The 16,947-nt window shown below is 66.4% G+C and carries 14 protein-coding genes and 1 tRNA gene; 7 read left to right on the forward strand and 8 right to left on the reverse strand.

The window, feature by feature from the left end; translation table 11 throughout:
* Positions 1-81 precede the first annotated feature (81 nt).
* On the forward strand, positions 82-900 hold the full coding sequence (locus M9H71_RS00620) for an RMD1 family protein (protein ID WP_455403192.1): 819 nt from the start codon (positions 82-84) through the stop codon (positions 898-900).
* Between the two features lie 25 nt (positions 901-925).
* Positions 926-1,669 carry a GNAT family N-acetyltransferase gene (locus tag M9H71_RS00625; protein WP_455403193.1) on the forward strand — a complete coding sequence of 248 codons (744 nt, stop codon included), beginning with the start codon at positions 926-928 and terminating at the stop codon, positions 1,667-1,669.
* 409 nt (positions 1,670-2,078) lie between these two features.
* Here M9H71_RS00625 and M9H71_RS00630 read toward each other — a convergent pair.
* A tRNA-Leu gene (locus M9H71_RS00630) sits at positions 2,079-2,167 on the reverse strand.
* Between the two features lie 354 nt (positions 2,168-2,521).
* Here M9H71_RS00630 and M9H71_RS00635 point away from each other — a divergent pair.
* The 3 genes from M9H71_RS00635 (at position 2,522) to M9H71_RS00645 (ending at position 6,207) form a co-directional block, all read left to right on the forward strand.
* Complete coding sequence (locus M9H71_RS00635; protein WP_455403194.1) at positions 2,522-3,706, forward strand: M20 aminoacylase family protein; 1,185 nt, start codon at positions 2,522-2,524, stop codon at positions 3,704-3,706.
* A complete protein-coding gene (locus tag M9H71_RS00640) occupies positions 3,699-5,114 on the forward strand; it encodes an amidase (protein WP_455403195.1) in 1,416 nt (471 codons plus the stop codon). The genes M9H71_RS00635 and M9H71_RS00640 overlap by 8 nt, the downstream gene beginning before the upstream one ends.
* A 202-nt stretch (positions 5,115-5,316) precedes the next feature.
* The gene (locus M9H71_RS00645) at positions 5,317-6,207 is read left to right on the forward strand and encodes a crotonase/enoyl-CoA hydratase family protein (RefSeq protein WP_455403196.1); all 891 of its coding nucleotides are present in this window, start codon (positions 5,317-5,319) and stop codon (positions 6,205-6,207) included.
* A gap of 396 nt (positions 6,208-6,603) precedes the next feature.
* Here M9H71_RS00645 and M9H71_RS00650 read toward each other — a convergent pair whose 3' ends face one another.
* From M9H71_RS00650 to M9H71_RS00680, 7 genes are all read right to left on the reverse strand, one after another.
* On the reverse strand, positions 6,604-8,325 hold the full coding sequence (locus M9H71_RS00650; RefSeq protein ID WP_455403197.1) for an AMP-binding protein: 1,722 nt from the start codon (positions 8,323-8,325) through the stop codon (positions 6,604-6,606).
* 160 nt (positions 8,326-8,485) lie between these two features.
* Positions 8,486-9,373, reverse strand: a complete 888-nt coding sequence (gene mmsB, locus M9H71_RS00655) for a 3-hydroxyisobutyrate dehydrogenase (RefSeq protein ID WP_455403198.1) — start codon at positions 9,371-9,373, stop codon at positions 8,486-8,488.
* Positions 9,374-9,406: 33 nt separating this feature from the next.
* Entirely contained in the window at positions 9,407-10,480 is a 1,074-nt protein-coding gene (locus M9H71_RS00660) for an enoyl-CoA hydratase/isomerase family protein (protein ID WP_455403199.1), read from the reverse strand.
* Entirely contained in the window at positions 10,477-11,622 is a 1,146-nt protein-coding gene (locus tag M9H71_RS00665; protein WP_455403200.1) for an isobutyryl-CoA dehydrogenase, read from the reverse strand. The genes M9H71_RS00660 and M9H71_RS00665 overlap by 4 nt, the downstream gene beginning before the upstream one ends.
* A 12-nt stretch (positions 11,623-11,634) precedes the next feature.
* Entirely contained in the window at positions 11,635-13,131 is a 1,497-nt protein-coding gene (locus M9H71_RS00670) for a CoA-acylating methylmalonate-semialdehyde dehydrogenase (RefSeq protein WP_455403201.1), read from the reverse strand.
* Between the two features lie 159 nt (positions 13,132-13,290).
* Positions 13,291-13,959 (reverse strand): TetR/AcrR family transcriptional regulator, encoded by a 669-nt coding sequence (locus M9H71_RS00675; protein WP_455403202.1) that lies wholly within the window; start codon positions 13,957-13,959, stop codon positions 13,291-13,293.
* Positions 13,960-14,032: 73 nt separating this feature from the next.
* Positions 14,033-14,608 carry a PaaI family thioesterase gene (locus tag M9H71_RS00680; RefSeq protein ID WP_455403203.1) on the reverse strand — a complete coding sequence of 192 codons (576 nt, stop codon included), beginning with the start codon at positions 14,606-14,608 and terminating at the stop codon, positions 14,033-14,035.
* A gap of 146 nt (positions 14,609-14,754) precedes the next feature.
* Between M9H71_RS00680 and M9H71_RS00685 the strand changes: the two genes are divergently transcribed.
* Both M9H71_RS00685 and M9H71_RS00690 read left to right on the forward strand, forming a co-directional pair.
* A complete protein-coding gene (locus tag M9H71_RS00685) occupies positions 14,755-15,525 on the forward strand; it encodes an enoyl-CoA hydratase (RefSeq protein WP_455403204.1) in 771 nt (256 codons plus the stop codon).
* Between the two features lie 125 nt (positions 15,526-15,650).
* Positions 15,651-16,937: an MFS transporter gene (locus tag M9H71_RS00690; protein WP_455403205.1), complete on the forward strand. Its 1,287-nt coding sequence runs from the start codon at positions 15,651-15,653 to the stop codon at positions 16,935-16,937.
* The last annotated feature ends 10 nt before the right edge of the window (positions 16,938-16,947 follow it).

Genomic DNA, 16,947 nt, shown 5'->3' on the forward strand with positions numbered 1-16,947 from the left:
CCTGCCTCGGACATCCCCAATACATGATCGGATGCGATAGACTTGCCTCGCACCTCGAGCGAGCACTTCTGGATACAGAGCATGCCGACCAAACCGACATTTCCCGCCGAAACAATGGGCGCCAAAGTCGACGCTCACGCCATGTATCCCGGCGAGAGAATCAATACTGCGGCGTTCGAACAACACGCACTTTCCTCAGTCCCGCTGGCGATCCGCGGCGGCGCATCGGGGATTGCGGTGCTGTTTCGTTACGGCGTGGTGGTGCTGATCGGACTGACGGCAAGCGAAGAGAAGGAGTTTCTCGATCGGCTGCGGCCACGGATCGGCGGCTTGTTCGATAGCGTCGATGAGGAAACCGCAACGGTCGAGATCGCCGTCGACGGCGAGGACCAGGTCCCCGCCGGCGGCCCTATTCAACTCCGGCAATTGTCGCCCGAGCGGCTGCTGGTGATCGCCGACGCGCTCGCCAAGAGTGTCGTGCTCGCACATGACGAGCGCGAAGCCGCCAAAGTGTTCGAAGTCATCGAACCGTTCGCCAAGGAGCTGTCCGACTACGGCCGCACCAAGCGCAGTCGCACCGAGATGATGCGGCTGATCGGGAAGGCGCTCCTGGTCCAGCACCGCGTATCCGGCCGCGTCGCGATCACCGAGAAACCCGACGCCCTGTGGGACCGCCCCGATCTGGAGCGGCTCTACGCCCGGCTCGAGGACGAGTACGAACTGCGTGAGCGGGTCGAGACGTTGAACCGCAAGCTCGCGGTGATCTCCGAGACCGCTGCGACGCTGGCCGACATCATCGACACGCGCCGCGCGCTGCGCCTCGAATTGATCGTGGTGTTGCTGATTGCATTCGAGGTGGTGATCGGAGTCTATCAGATCGCGATCGGACGAGGACACTGAAACCGCCGCCCGCCAGCATCAGCGGATGGACATCATCGACACCATGGCTCGCCGGTTGCAGGGCGACCGGCGGTTGCTTGACCTGATCCACCTCGATCACTACTGGTCGCGCTTGCTGTCCGACCGGCGGACCAGGATCCAGCACGGCGATGCTTCAACGCCTGTGCCGCGCGACAGCGACAGGCACTTCGCCGCAGGGAAAGACATAAGCGCCGAAGACGACACCTCGATCCTGCCGGTGCTGGATCGTGTATTCGGACCGGCGGAGTACGCGGCGAAGCAGGGTGAACCCGCTCCCAACAAGAGGCATCGCATGGCCGACCTGATCCGGCGCGGCACGCCCGCCGACGTCGAGGCAATCGCCGATCTGACGATGCGCGCCTATAGCAAATGGCTGGCGCTGATCGGCTACGAACCGCTTCCGATGCTCGCCGACTACGCGGTCGCGATCCGCGAACATCGCTTCGACCTGCTGGAAGCGGACGGCGCCCTCGCCGCGCTGATTGAAACCGAGCTCCGCGACGACAACCTCCTGATTGTCAACGTCGCAGTCTCGCCCGACGCCCAGAAACGCGGCCACGGCCGCCGCCTGATGGCCCTCGCTGAACAAATCGCCACAGCAGCGGGCCGAACGACACTGCGGCTCTACACCAACGAACGGTTCGAAGAGAACATCCGTCTCTACTTCTCGCTCGGCTACGCGCAGGAGCGGCTGGAGACGCGGGACAACGGGGCACGGGTGGTGCATATGGTGAAGCGGATCGGATAGTTGTTGCCGCGCGGCAGTCGGTATGAGCTGGGCTCATGACCGAAAAGACGGCGACAGTTCGATATTGTCATCGACCGACTTCGGCAAATTGCGCTGATCCAGTTCATTCTTCAGGGGCGTCCTGCTGGAATAGCGATCATCAACGGCGACGGCACCCTCTATCGATAGCTACGTTCTGCTGTACGGCTTGATGATGGCATTGCGGTACTCCTATGGGCCGCTCGTCTCACTCTTAGCCACAGCCTCGCCCCCCTCATCTCGGGAGAGTATTCGATAGCTTCGACGGCGCTACTCTTTCTGAATCGGCTGCCCGCGATCACAAAGCCGCGCGTCTTGCCAGTTGTCAGCAATGTCGTCTTCGAAGCCAAGACGATCGCATCACAAATCTGTCGGGACTGCAGGTGGCAGCTGGTGCGGGCGGCCGGGGTCGAACCGGCACAGCTCTTTCGAGCCGAGGGATTTTAAGTCCCTTGCGTCTACCAATTTCGCCACGCCCGCATCCCGGACCGCGATGCCGCCTTCAAGGTGGCGGCAACGGCGGTGGCCATCCGGCTCGGCGGCCGTGACGGTGCCGGTTTCCGCGCCAGTGCGCCGCATTCATAATCGACCCTGCGGCGCAACGCAAAGCGGGGTTGCAGCGATGCTGCGGCTTCGCCGGCCGCGCGCTTTGACATCGCCCCGCATTCTCGGCTGGAATGCGCTCGGCGCCTGCGGCGTCGGGCGCGGCGATCTCTCTCGAGCCGGTGCCGATTCCGCTTCTCTCCTCTGCCCTGCCCCGCTGTTGCCCGTTCCTTGCATGCAGGCCGCCCGAAACGTCTCACTGAACCCGCCCACAGCCGAGGTGATCCGCGCATGCCGACTATCGACCGTATCGAAGCCTTCGCCGACGAGATGACGGCGATCCGCCGCGATCTGCACGCCCATCCCGAGATCGGCTTCGAGGAGGTTCGCACCTCCAACATCGTCGCCGAGAAGCTCGATCAATGGGGGATCGAAGTGCATCGCGGGCTCGGCGGCACCGGTGTCGTCGGCGTGCTGAAGGGCAAGGGCAACGGCGGGCGGCGCATCGGGCTGCGCGCCGACATGGATGCGCTGCCGATGGAGGAGCACACCAATCTGGCGTGGCGCTCCACGATCCCCGGCCGCTTCCACGGCTGCGGCCATGACGGCCACACCACCATGTTGCTCGGCACCGCCCGCTATCTCGCCGAGACCCGCAATTTCGACGGTACCGTGCACTTCATCTTCCAGCCGGCCGAAGAAGGCCTCGGCGGCGCGCGCGCGATGTTGAAGGACGGGCTGTTTCAGAAATTCCCGTGCGACGAGCTATACGGCCTGCACAACGCCCCCGACCTCGCCCATGGCGAGATCGCGGTGCTGCCGGGACCGGCGATGGCCGGCGCCGACTTCTTCGACATCACCATCTCCGGCTACGGCGCCCACGGCGCGATGCCCGAGCGCTCCAAGGACCCCGTGGTGATCGCGATGACGCTCGGCCAGGCGCTGCAGACCATCGTCAGCCGCAACGTCGACCCGCTGCACTCCGCGGTGCTGTCGATCACCCAGATCCACTCCGGCTCGGCCTACAACGTGATCCCCGGCGAAGCCCGGCTCGCCGGCACGGTGCGCTGCTTCTCCGACGACATCCGCAAGCTGGTGCGGACGCGGATGCGGGCGCTCGCGGCCGGCATCGCGGCGGCGTTCGACGTCGAAATCCACGTCGACATCCGCGACATCTTCAGCGTGCTGGTGAATCAGCAGGAGCAGAGCGACGTCGTCGTGGAGGTGGCACGCGGCGTGGTCGGCGACGCAGGCGTCAAGCTGCGCGAGCAGCCGAAGATGGGCAGCGAGGATTTCGCCGACATGCTGCAGGCGATCCCCGGCGCGTATTTCTGGGTCGGCCATGACGGCGACGTGCCGGTGCACAATCCCGGCTATGTGCTCGACGACAAGATCCTGCCGATCGGCGCCAGCATGTTCGCGCGGATCGTCGAAACGCGCCTGCCGGTAGCCGCCGAGGTGACCGCCCATGTCTGATGGCATCACCACCAAAGCGACCGCGCTGCACGATCTCTCCGCCACCGAGCTGCTCGCCGGTTACTACGGCAAGCAGTTCTCGCCCGCCGAAGTGATGGACGAGGTGATCGCCCAGGCAGAGCGCTGGGAGCCGCATCTCAACGCGCTGTACGCGTTCGATCCCGACGGCGCGCGCCGCGCCGCGCGGGCCTCGACCGAGCGCTGGGCGAAGGGCGAGCCGCAAGGCCTGCTCGACGGCGTGCCGGTGACCGTCAAGGAAAACGTGGCGACGCAAGGCACGCCGGTGCCGCTCGGCGTACCGATCACGCCGCTGACGCCGGCAGCAGCCGATGCACCGCCCGCGGCGCGGCTGCGCGAGGCCGGCGGCATTCTCTGGACCAAAACGACGATGCCGGATTTCGGCATGCTGTCGTCGGGTCTCTCCAGCTTTCACGGCGTCACCCGCAATCCGTGGGACGTGTCGCAGAACACCGGCGGCTCGTCCGCCGGTGCGGGCGCCGCGGGCGCGGCCGGCTACGGCCCGTTGCATCTCGGCACCGACATCGGCGGCTCGGTGCGACTGCCGGCGAACTGGTGCGGCATCTTCGCGCTGAAACCCTCGCTCGGCCGCATACCGATCGACCCGCCCTATGTCGGCCGCTGTGCCGGACCGATGACCCGCACCGTCGACGACGCGGCGCTGATGATGAGCGTGCTGTCGCAGCCCGACGGCCGCGACGGCATGAGCCTGCCGCCGCACGATTTCGACTGGAGCGATCTCGACACCGAATTGCGCGGCAAGAAAATCGGCCTGCTCACCGATCTCGGCTTCGGCATGGCGCTGGAGGACGACGTCCGCCGCGTCGTCACCGACGCTGCGCGGCTGCTGGCGGCGCAGGGAGCGATCGTCGAGGAGGTCGAGCTCGGCTTCACCCGCGAGATGATGGACGGGCTCGACGCGTTCTGGCGAGCCCGGATGTGGGACGACGTCAGCAAGCTCAGCGAGGCGCAGCGCGCGCAGGTGCTGCCCTACATCGTGCGCTGGGCCGAGGGCGGCGCAAATCTGTCCGGCGTCGAGGTGGTGCGCGGCTTCAACCAGACCATGGCGGTGCGCGCGATGGGCGCGAAGCTGTTCGCCAACATCGACTACCTGATCTCGCCGGTGGCGCCGGTGGTGAGCTTCGCCGCCGACTTGCCTTCGCCGCTCGACGATCCGGATATTCCGTTCGACCACATCCTCTATACCGTGCCCTGGAATATGGCGGAGAATCCCGCGGCCTCGATCAACGCCGGCTACAGCGCCAAGGGCTTTCCGATCGGCGTGCAGATCGTCGGCAAGCGCTTCGACGATCTCGGCGTGCTGCGGATGGCGAAGGCGTTCGAGGGACTTCGCGGCGAACAGCAGCCGTGGCCGGTGGCGCCACGGTGACGAACGCGTAGGATGGGTTGAGCGCAGCGAAACCCATCAGCCACACGTCCGACCTCGCGATGGGTTTCGCTGCGCTCAACCCATCCTACAAGGCGTCATGCGCGGGCTCGACCCGCGCATCCATCTCCTTCATAAGGATGGATGCGCGGGTCGAGCCCGCGCATGACGTCGTACAAACAAAAAACACGCTGGAGGAAACCAGATGCCGTTCGAGACCATCAAATACGAGGTCGCCGATCAAATCCTCACCATCACGCTGAACCGGCCGGACAAGCTGAACTCGTTCACGCCGACGATGCAGCGCGAGCTGATCGAGGCGTTCGACAAGGCCGATGCCGACGACAACGTGCGCGCCATCATCGTCACCGGTGAAGGCCGCGCGTTCTGCGCCGGCGCGGATCTATCCTCCGGCGCCGACACCTTCGACCGCGACGCCCGCCGTGGCCCGGTGCGCCGCAACGCCGACGGCTCGACCGACTACTCCGACCCGCAGGTGCGTGACGGCGGCGGTCAGGTGACGCTGCGCATCTTCAAGTGCCTGAAGCCGGTGATCGCCGCAGTGAATGGCCCGGCGGTCGGCATCGGCGTCACCATGCAGCTGGCGATGGACATTCGCATCGCGTCGGAAGCGGCGCGGTTCGGCTTCGTGTTCTCGCAGCGTGGCATCGTGCCCGAAGCGGCGTCGAGCTGGTTCCTGCCGCGCATCGTCGGCATCGCCCAGGCGCTGGAGTGGTGCTACACCGGGCGCGTGTTCCCGGCGCAGGAAGCACTCGACGGCAAGCTGGTGAGCCGCGTTGTCCCGGCGGATCAGTTGCTCGAGACCGCGCGTACGCTCGCCAAGGAAATCGCCGCCAAGACCGCGCCGGTGTCGGTGGCGCTGATCCGGCAGATGATGTGGCGGATGCTGGGCGCGGACGATCCGATGGAAGCCCACAAGATCGACAGCCGCGGCATCTACGAACGCGGTCGCTCCGACGACGTCAAGGAAGGCGTCTCCTCGTTCCTGGAAAAGCGCCCGGCGCAGTTCAAGAACAAGGTGTCGGCCGACATGCCGCCCTACTTCCCATGGTGGGACGAGCGCGAATACAAGTAAGCGCGGGGCTCCACACAACTGTCATTTCGGGGCGCGAACGAACGTCCACAAACCCGGAATCCAGCAGTTATCAGCACACCCTCACCACGTCCTTCCGGGGCGCCGCGCAGCGGCGAGCCCGGAATCCATACGCCGCAGCAGCGGCAGTGAGGTACATCGGCGGAAGGCTGCTATCAGGACGATAGCGCAGAGGTTATGGATTCCGGGCCTGCGCCTTTCGGGCGCATCCCGGAATCACGAACGAGAGGACGGTGCGTCCCGGCACGGCTCGTAGGATGGGTTGAGCCGGAGGCGAAACCCATCGCCGCACGGAGCCGACGCTGATGGGTTTCGCTGCGCTCAACCCATCCTACGGAATACCCGCGCCCTGGAATGACCGGTGGGGGCGCTGCGCCCTCACCCCTCCTTCGCCGGCGCGGCTTTCAGCTCCGGGAAGTCCTCTTCTGAGAATTCGAGCCCGCGCAAGCTCTCGGTCTGGTCCTGCTCGTGCTCGATGCGGCGGAGCTGGACGCGGCGGATCTTGCCGGAGATCGTTTTCGGCAGCTCGCTGACGATCTCCAGCTTGCGGATCCGCTTGAACGGCGCCAGCCGGCCCTGCATGTGCTTGAAGATCGACAGCGCGGTATCGCGCGAGCGCTCGGCATTTGCGGTGAGCAGCACGTAGGCTTTCGGGATCGCCAGCTTGATCGGATCCGGGCTCGGCACCACCGCGGCTTCAGCCACAAGGTCGTGCTCCAGCAGCACGCTCTCCAATTCGAACGGCGAGATCCGGTAGTCCGAGGATTTGAACACGTCGTCGGTGCGGCCGACGAAGGTCAGATAGCCGTCCTCGTCGGCGAAGGCGACGTCGCCGGAGCGATACACCTCGCCGTCGGCGCCCGTGAGCTTGCCGCCCTCGCCCTGATAACCCTGCATCAGCCCGGCGGGGCGCGCTTCACCGAGCGCCAGCGTGATCTCGCCTTCCTTGGCGGGCTGACCGTCGGCATCGGTGATCTTGACGACGTAGCCCGGCAGCGGCCGACCCATCGAGCCGATCTTCACCTTCTGGCCCGGTGAATTGCCGACCATCGCGGTGGTCTCGGTCTGGCCGTAGCCATCGCGAATGGTGAGCCCCCACGCAGCCTTGACCTGATCGATCACTTCCGGATTGAGCGGCTCGCCGGCGCCGCAGACCTCCCGCAGGCTGACTTTGTACTCCGCCAGCTTCTCCTGGATGAACATCCGCCACACCGTCGGCGGCGCGCACAGCGTGGTGACGCCGCAACGGCCGATGGTCGCGAGCAGGCTCTTGGCGTCGAACCGCGGTTGGTTGACGACGAACACGGTGGCGCCGGCGTTCCAGGGCGCGAAGAAGCAGCTCCAGGCGTGCTTGGCCCAGCCGGGGGAGGAGATGTTCAGGTGCACGTCGCCCGGCTGCAGCCCGAGCCAGAACATCGTCGACAGTGCCCCGACCGGATAGGAGCGCTGGCTGTGCCGCACCAGCTTCGGCTTCGCTGTGGTACCGGAGGTGAAGTACAGCAGCATCGGATCGTCGGCCTGGGTCGGCCCGTCCGGGGTGAAGACGTCAGGCTGCAGCGCGGTCCCGTCGTAATTGAGCCAGCCGTCCTGGGCGTCGCCGACGACGATGCGGAGCAGATCGTCGCCGCCGAGGCCCTTGAATTTGGCGATCTGGTCGGGCGCAGCGACCACCGCCTTGGCGCGGCCGCGGTCGAGCCGGTCGCGCAGCTCTTCCGGGGTGAGCAGCGTGGTTGCCGGAATGGTGACGAGGCCGAGCTTGATCGCGGCCAACATCACCTCCCACAACGGCACGACGTTGCCGAGCAGCAGCAGCAAATGATCGCCGCGCTTCAGCCCCTTGCCACGTAGATAGTTCGCGACCTGATTCGAGCGCTTCGACAGATGCGCGAAGCTCGGCTTCTCCTCCCGGCCGGTGGTGCCGTCGACGATCCACAGCGCGGGACGGTTGCGGCTGTCCGGATTGCTTGCCAGCTCGGCGTCGAACCAGTCGAGCGCCCAGTTGAACGGCACCGGATCGGGCCAGCGGAAACCGGCGACCGCGGCTGCATAGTCGGCGCGGTTTTGGAGCAGGAACGAACGGGCTTGCTGGAACGTGGTCATGAAGCACCTCGCTTACGAGGCGCGACCGCAACCACTTCCTCATCCGTCATGGCCGGACTTGATCCGGTCATCCATCATCCTTGCGAAAACGATGGATGCGCGGGTCGAGCCCGCGCATGACGGCTGGATCGGGGAGCGGCCGTGCCAGACATCAGACTGATTACTTCCGCCCCTGCTCGCGCAGGTAGTTGATGATTCCGGAAAAATCCGTGCCGCCGTGGCCGGCCTGTTCGAACGCGGCGTAGATCTCGGCGGCGTGCTGGCCGAGCGGGGTCGAAGCGCCTGCCGCCTTGGCGGCTTCCTGCGACAGCTTCAGATCCTTCAGCATCAGCGCCGCGGCGAAACCGGGCTTATAGCTGTTGTTGGCCGGCGACGCCGGCACCGGGCCGGGCACCGGACAATAGCTCGTGAGCGACCAGCACTGGCCCGACGAGGTCGAGGCGACATCGAACAGCGCCTGATGCGACAGGCCGAGCTTCTCGGCCAGCGTGAACGCTTCCGACACGCCGATCATCGAGATACCGAGGATCATGTTGTTGCAGATCTTGGCCGCCTGCCCTGCGCCGGCACCGCCGCAATGCACGATCTTCTTGCCCATCTGGTCGAGCACCGGCTTGGCCGCCGCGAACGCGGCCTCGCTGCCGCCGGCCATGAAAGTCAGCGTCGCACCCTTGGCGCCGCCAGTGCCGCCGGACACCGGCGCATCGACCGAGGCGATATCGTGCTTGGCGGCGAGCGCGTGAGCCTGCACTGCGCTTTCGACGTCGATGGTCGAGCAATCGATGATCAGCGAGCCTTTGGTGGCGTGCGGCAGGATCTCGTTCCACACCGCGAGCACATGCTTGCCGGCCGGCAGCATGGTGACGATGACGCCCGCGCCCTTCACCGCGTCGATCGCGGTCGGCGCGATTGTGACGCCTTCGGCCTTCGCCGCCTCGCACGAGGCCGCGACCAGATCGAACCCGGCGACCTTGCGGCCGGCCTTGACCAGATTGCCGGCCATCGGCCCGCCCATATTGCCGAGCCCGATGAATGCGATATCCGTCATGTCCGTTCCTTCCCCTGGCCTGTCTCCGGTGCTTCAGCCCGGAAATTTCAGCTCGTCGTCGCCGCGATCATCAAAGTAGCGCGCCACGATCTCCGGCGTCACCTCAGCGATCGTCGCAGGCCGCCATTTCGGCTGACGGTCCTTGTCGATCACCGCGGCACGAACGCCCTCGACGAAATCGTCGCTGACGAACACCTGCAGCGCGGCGCGATATTCATGCACCAGGCACTCTTCCAACGACGCCCTGTGCCGCGCGGCGCGCAGCAGCTTCAGCGTCACCTTGAGGCTGGTCGGTGACTTGATGCGCAAAGTCTTGAGTGCGGCTTGCGCAAACTCCGACGGATCGCTCTCCAGCGCGGCAACGATCTGTTCGATCCGATCGTGCCCGAACCAGCGGTCGATGTCGGCCTGATGCAGTTCGGCGGGGCCTTGGGCCGGTTGTTCCGCAAAACGCGCGATGATGCCGCTGACCTGCGCGGCCGACGCGCCGCTCGGCGCCTCGGTGAGCGCCTGGCGGAGCGCTGCCCAGTTCGTGGTCGGCACATAGGCATCGGCGAACTGCGCGTGGATCGCGTCGGCGCCGTTCATGATGTCGCCGGTGAGGCCAAAGTACGTGCCGATCTCGCCGGGCGAGCGCGTCAGCAGCCAGGTGCCGCCGACATCGGGGAAAAAGCCGATGCCGACTTCCGGCATCGCGATCTTGGTCTTGTCGGTGACGATGCGGTGGCTGCCGTGCGCGGCGACGCCGACGCCGCCGCCCATCACCAGACCGTCCATGAAAGCCACGTAAGGCTTCGGATACTTCGCGATCTTGGCGTTGGTGATGTATTCCTCGCGCCAGAACACCTTGCCGAGATCGCCGCCCTCGCGCGCGCTGTTGTACAGCCCGACGATGTCGCCGCCGGCGCACAGCCCGCGCTCGCCGGCGCCCTCGACCAGCACCAGCGCGACTTGCGGATCCGCGGCGAACGCGTCGAGCGCGGCATCGAACTCGCGCGCCATCTCCAGCGTCAGCGCATTGATCGCCTTCGGCCGGTTGAGCCGGAGCACGCCGGCAGCGCCTTCGCGCCGGACGATCAGATCGGGTTCGGTCACGGCACCATTCATCGATTGGCCTCGAGCAGCTTGCGCGACACGATCAGCCGCATGATTTCGTTGGTGCCTTCGAGGATCTGGTGGACGCGGAGGTCACGCACCAGCTTCTCGACGCCGTATTCGGCGAGATAACCGTAGCCACCGTGCAATTGCAGCGCCTCGTTGGCGACGTTGAAACCAGCGTCAGTAGCGAACCGCTTGGCCATCGCACACAGCTTGGTGGCGTCCGCATCCTTGCGGTCGAGTGCAGCGGCGGCGCGCCAGAGCAAGGTGCGCGCAGCCTCCAATTCGGTCGCCATGTCGGCAAGCCGGAACTGCAGCGCCTGGAACTCGTCGAGCCGCTTCCCGAACGCCTTGCGCTCCTTCATGTAGGCCAGCGTCTTGTCGAGCGCCGCCTGGGCACCACCGAGCGAGCAGGCGCCGATGTTGAGCCGGCCGCCGTCGAGACCGGCCATCGCGATCTTGAAGCCGATGCCCTCCTCGCCGAGCCGGTTGGCGACCGGCACCCGCGCGTTCTCGAAAATCACGGTGCGGGTCGGCTGTGCGTTCCAGCCCATCTTGCGCTCGTTGGCGCCGAACGACAGGCCCGGCGTGTCCTTGTCGACCACCAGCGTCGAGATGCCGCCGGGACCGTCACTGCCGGTGCGCACCATCACGACATAGAGGTCGTTGGCGCCGGCGCCGGAGATGAACTGCTTTTGGCCGTTGAGGATATAGTGATCACCGTCGCGCACCGCGCGGGTGCGCAGCGCTGCGGCATCCGAGCCGGAACCCGGTTCAGTCAGGCAGTAGCTGGCGACCTGCTCCATGCTGCACAGCTTCGGCAGCCAGCGCTGACGCTGCGCGTCGGAGCCGTAGCTGTCGATCATCCACGCCGCCATGTTGTGGATCGAGATGAAGGCCGACACCGACGGACAGCCGGTCGCCAGCGCTTCGAAGATCAGCGCCGCGTCGAAGCGAGTCATCGCGCTGCCGCCGACGTCATCGCGAATGTAGATGCCGCCGATGCCGAGCGCCGCCGCTTCCCGGATCACATCCAGCGGCAGGTGCTTATCTTCATCCCATTTCAGCGCATGCGGCGCGATCTTCTCGGCCGCGAAGTCGCGCGCCATCTCGTGGATGGCGCGCTGATCTTCGTTGAGGTCGAACTGCATGGCAGCCGACGCTTACTTCATCAGCGGGATCGAAAACTCCGCGCCTTCCTTGACGCCCGACGGCCACCGCGAGGTGACGGTCTTGGTCTTGGTGTAGAACCGGATCGAGTCCGGGCCGTGCTGGTTGAGGTCGCCGAAACCGGACTTCTTCCAGCCGCCGAAGGTGTAGTAGGCGATCGGCACCGGGATCGGCACGTTGATGCCGACCATGCCGACATTGACCTTGGCGGCGAAGTCGCGGGCAGCGTCGCCGTCGCGGGTGAAGATTGCGACGCCATTGCCGTAATCGTGGTCCGACGGCAGCGCCAGCGCTTCGGCATAATCGTGGGCGCGGACGACGCTCAGGACGGGGCCGAAGATCTCTTCCTTGTAGATTCGCATATCCTTGGTGACGTTGTCGAACAGACAGCCGCCCATGTAGAAGCCGTTCTCGTAGCCCTGCATCTTGAAGCCGCGTCCGTCGACCGCCAGCGTCGCGCCTTCCTTGACGCCGATGTCGACGTAGTTCTTGACGCGCTCCAGCGCTTCCTTGGTCACCAGCGGGCCGTAATCGGCGGTCGGATCAGTCGACGGACCGATCTTCAGTGCTTCGACGCGCGGGATCAGCTTGTCCATCAGCGCATCCGCGGTGGCCTTGCCAACCGGCACCGCGACCGAGATCGCCATGCAGCGTTCGCCGGCCGAACCGTAACCGGCGCCGATCAGTGCGTCGACGGTCTGGTCGATGTCGGCATCCGGCATGATGATGGCGTGATTCTTGGCGCCGCCGAAGCACTGCGCCCGCTTGCCGGTCTGCGCCGCGCGCTCGTAGATGTACTGCGCGATCGGCGAGGAGCCGACGAAGCCCACCGCCTTGATGTCCGGATCGTCGAGGATGGCGTCGACCGCTTCCTTGTCGCCGTTGACGACGTTGAGGATGCCCGGCGGCAGACCGGCTTCGAGCATCAGCGCCGCCAGCGCCATCGGCACGCCGGGGTCACGCTCCGACGGCTTCAGGATGAAGGCGTTGCCGCAGGCGATCGCCGGCGCGAACTTCCACATCGGGATCATCGCCGGGAAATTGAACGGGGTGATGCCGGCGACGACGCCGAGCGGCTGCCGCATCGAATAGATGTCGATGCCGGGGCCGGCGCCTTCGGTGTATTCGCCCTTCATCAGATGCGGAATGCCGCAGGCGAACTCGGCGACTTCGAGGCCGCGCTGGATGTCGCCCTTGGCGTCCGGGATGGTCTTGCCGTGCTCGCGCGCGAGCAGCTCGGCGAGCTTGTCGTAATCGCGCTGCACCAGTTCGAGAAACTTCATCAGCACGCGGGCGCGGCGCTGCGGATTGGTGGCGCCCCATTCCGGCTGCGCGGCCTTGGCGTTCTCCACCGCTGCGCGAAGCTCGGCTTTAGTGGCGAGGGCGACTTTGGCCTTCACCTCGCCGGTCATCGGCTCGAACACGTCGGCGAAACGCCCCGACTTGCCCTCGACCTCTTTGCCGCCGATGAAATGCCCGACCGTGCGCATGGACTTCCTCCTGAAAGGCTGTGTTCTATTCCCCTTGAACAGAATTTTTTCAGGTTTGGGAAGGCCCTGCACGCGCGACACCTGTGCCGAAATGGCGAGGCCGCCGCTCTGCGGCATGCGGCCACCGCTCGCGGTACCGCAACGCGCTGCAAGCTGGCTTCAGTCGTGCGCGGCAGTCCTCGCCGCAGCCTTGACGGCGGTCTTCTTCGGCTTTGTCGCGCCCGCCCGGGCGGGCCGTTTCGGCGGCGCCGCGCCGACGTCCGCCAGCGCCGCGGCGCGACCGGCCGCCAGGATGTCGTCGGACAATTCGCCGCTGCCGGCGATCCGCGCCAACACCACGGTTCCCATCAGCGTCGCCAGCGTCGCGATCGCCCGCTTGCGCGCCGCCTTGGGCGACGAGCCGACATATTCGGTGGCGATCATGTCGATCATCTGATCGAGCTTGGCGGCGAATGCCTTGCGGGTCTTCGGGCTCTCGCGTGCGATCTCGGCGCCGAGCGCCGGCACCGCGCAGCCGCGGCCGGGATCGTCGCGATGACCGGCACTGAGATAGCCGTCGACCAGGACGGCAAGTCGCTGCTCCGGCGGCAGATCCTCGGCCAGCTTGCGCCAGCGCTCGGTCGAACGGTCCATCGCATAGCTGAACGCCTCGATCACCAGCGCCTCGCGCGAGGCGAAATGCGCGTAGAACCCGCCGTGGGTGAGGCCCGCATCCTTCATCAGATCGGCCACGCCGATGCCGTGCGCGCCCTTCTCGCGCAATTTAACCGACGCCCGCCGGACGATACGGTCGTGGGTCTCCTGCTTATGTTCCTTGGAATAGCGCATCGGCGATCCATGCCATGTTCAGGATCATATTATGACACCGAACGCGCCGGTTTGCTTCAAGTTTCGCATCACCTCAGGAATCGTGCGGATGCGGCGCCGCGGCATCCCCGGCGCCGAGCATCGCGAAAGTTGCGGTGGCGTGCACTGCCAGCTTGCCGGCGCCGTCATAGACGAAGCCCTCGGCATAGCTCGACTGCCGGCCGAACTTCACCACCCGCCCCTCGGCCACGATCGTGCCGGACCGCACCGAAAGCGGCCGCAGATAGCTGAGCTTCAGGTCCATGGTCACCGAGCCCTGCCCGGCCGGCTGGCGCGTCGAGATCGCGCAGCCCATCGCGGTGTCGAGCAACGCGGCTGCAATCGCGCCGTGGAGCAGGCCCGCGGTGTTCTCCAGGCTCTGGTCCGGATCGAGCTGCATTACGATCCGACCGGGATGGACCTCGGCCATCTTGAAGCCGATCAGTCGCGCCAGCGGCGGCGGCGGCAACCGACCATCCCGGATCGCCTGCATCACCTCCAGACCGGACATCATCATCGCCGCACGGGCGACCGGCACGGGCTCCTGCCAGTCGACGGTGCGGCTGCGGCGCTGCGCCGGTGCGAACAGGCCGGCGAGATCGGGCGGCGCGGCGGAATCGAGCAACGTCATTGGTCAGCTCCTGATTGGAATTATGATCATCATATATTCCCGCTGCGGTCGCGGCAAGCGGTGAGCATGGGATGCAGCTTGACAGCCCCCTGGCGTCGCCGGGCATGATGCCGCACCTGTCCCACCCTCCGCTGACGAGATTCAACATGCAGATGCTCAACACCCATTGCGGCGTCGACCGCGATTCCCGCGGCGTCGCCCGTCTCACCATCTGCAATGCGGGCAAGCTCAACATCCTCAACACCGCGGTGATCACTGGTGTCCGCGATGGACTGCAGCAGCTCGCCGAAGACGCGAGCCTGCGCGTGCTGATCGTCGCCGGCCAGAGCGAGCGCAGCATGATCGGCGGAGCCGATATCAACGAGATGGCGACGCTGGATCAGAGTTCGGCTGAGCGCTTCATCACCGGTCTCGCTGAACTATGCGAGGCCGTGCGCGCGGTGCCCTGCCCGGTGATCGCGCGGATTCCGGGCTGGTGCCTCGGCGGCGGACTCGAATTCGCCGCAGCCTGCGATTTCCGCGTCGCCGCGCACGACGCCAAATTCGGCATGCCCGAGGTGCGGGTCGGGATTCCCTCGGTGATCCATGCCGCCCTGCTGCCACGGCTGATCGGCTGGGCGCGCACCCGCTGGCTGGTGATGGCCGCCGAGAACATCGATGCGGACACCGCCCTGGCCTGGGGCCTGATCGACAAGATCGCCGCGCCCGGGAGCCTCGACGCCGCCGTCGAGCATCTGGTCGGCGCCCTGCTCGCTGGTGCGCCGGAGGCGATCCGGGCGCAGAAGGCACTGCTGGCGGCCTGGGAGGATATGCCTCTGCCGCAGGCTGTGGCGCATTCGGTCAAGGTGTTCGGTCAGGCCTATCTCACCGGCGAGCCGCAGCGGCTGATGGCGGAGTTCGTGAACCGCAAACACTGAGTTCTGTTCACGGGAACTTCGCAAATCCTCATGTTGCTTTGCGGCGCGCAGCTTATATGATGACCATCATTCTCAATTGGCCGGTCCGCCTCAGAGCGCGCCGTGCTCGCCGACAGGATCGCCGCATGATCTCCGACGCCCTCGCTGCCGCGCTGGCCCGCCGCAACATCCATTACGGCTGGGTGATGGTCGGCGTCACCTTCCTCACCGCTCTGGTCAATGCCGGTGCCGTCGGTGCGCCCGGCGTATTCATCGTGCCGCTGCAGCAGGAATTCGGCTGGAGCACCGCCGACATTTCGTCGGCGCTGTCGATCCGCTTCGTGCTGTTCGGACTGATGGCGCCGTTCGCCGCGGCGCTGATGAACCGGTTCGGCCTGCGCCAGGTGACGCTGACGGCGCTGCTGGTCGTCGCCATCGGGCTGATCGCGTCGCTGGCGATGACCTCGCTGTGGCAATTGATGTTGTTGTGGGGCGTGGTGGTCGGCGTCGGCACCGGCCTCACCGCGCTGGTGCTCGGCGCCACGGTGGCGACGCGCTGGTTCGTCGCCCGCCGCGGCCTGGTGATCGGCATGATGACCGCGAGCGTCGCCACCGGCCAGCTCGTTTTCCTGCCGCTGCTCGCCGCGCTCACCGAGCGCTACGGCTGGCGGATCGCGATGGCTTACGTCTGCGCGCTGATCGGCGTCGCCGCGGTCGCGGTGTTGATCGCGATGCGCAACCGGCCGAGCGACGTCGGGCTGCGGCCCTATGGCGACCCCAGCACTGAGCCGGTGCCGCTGTCGGCCCAGGCTGTGCCGGGCTCGATCGCAGCGGCCGCACTCGGCGCGCTCCGCGACGCGGCCAAGACGCGGGTGTTCTGGGTGCTGTTCGGCACCTTCTTCATCTGCGGCGCGTCGACCAACGGCCTGGTGCAGGTTCACCTGATCCCGCTCTGCGCCGACTTCAACATCCCGCAGGTGCAGGCCGCGGGCCTGCTCGCAGCGATGGGCGTGTTCGATTTCATCGGCACCATCCTGTCGGGTTGGCTGGCCGACCGCTACGACAATCGCTGGCTGCTGTTCTGGTACTACGGCCTGCGCGGCCTCAGCCTGCTGGCGCTGCCGTTCACCGACTTCTCGTTCTACGGCCTGTCGCTGTTCGCGGTGTTCTATGGACTCGACTGGGTCGCCACCGTGCCGCCGACGGTGCGGCTGACGGCACAGAAATTCGGCCCTGAGCGCGCCAATCTGGTGTTCGGCTGGATCTTCGCCGGCCATCAGCTCGGCGCCGCCACCGCCGCATTCGGTGCCGGCCTGTCGCGCGACCTGCTGGCGAGCTACCTGCCGGCATTCTTCATCGCCGGCGCCCTCTGCGTGATCGCCGCCGCGGCCGCGCTGACCATCGGCAAGGCGGCCAAGCCGGCGGTGGCGTGAACAGGAGCGC

Source organism: Rhodopseudomonas parapalustris, assembly GCF_053772255.1.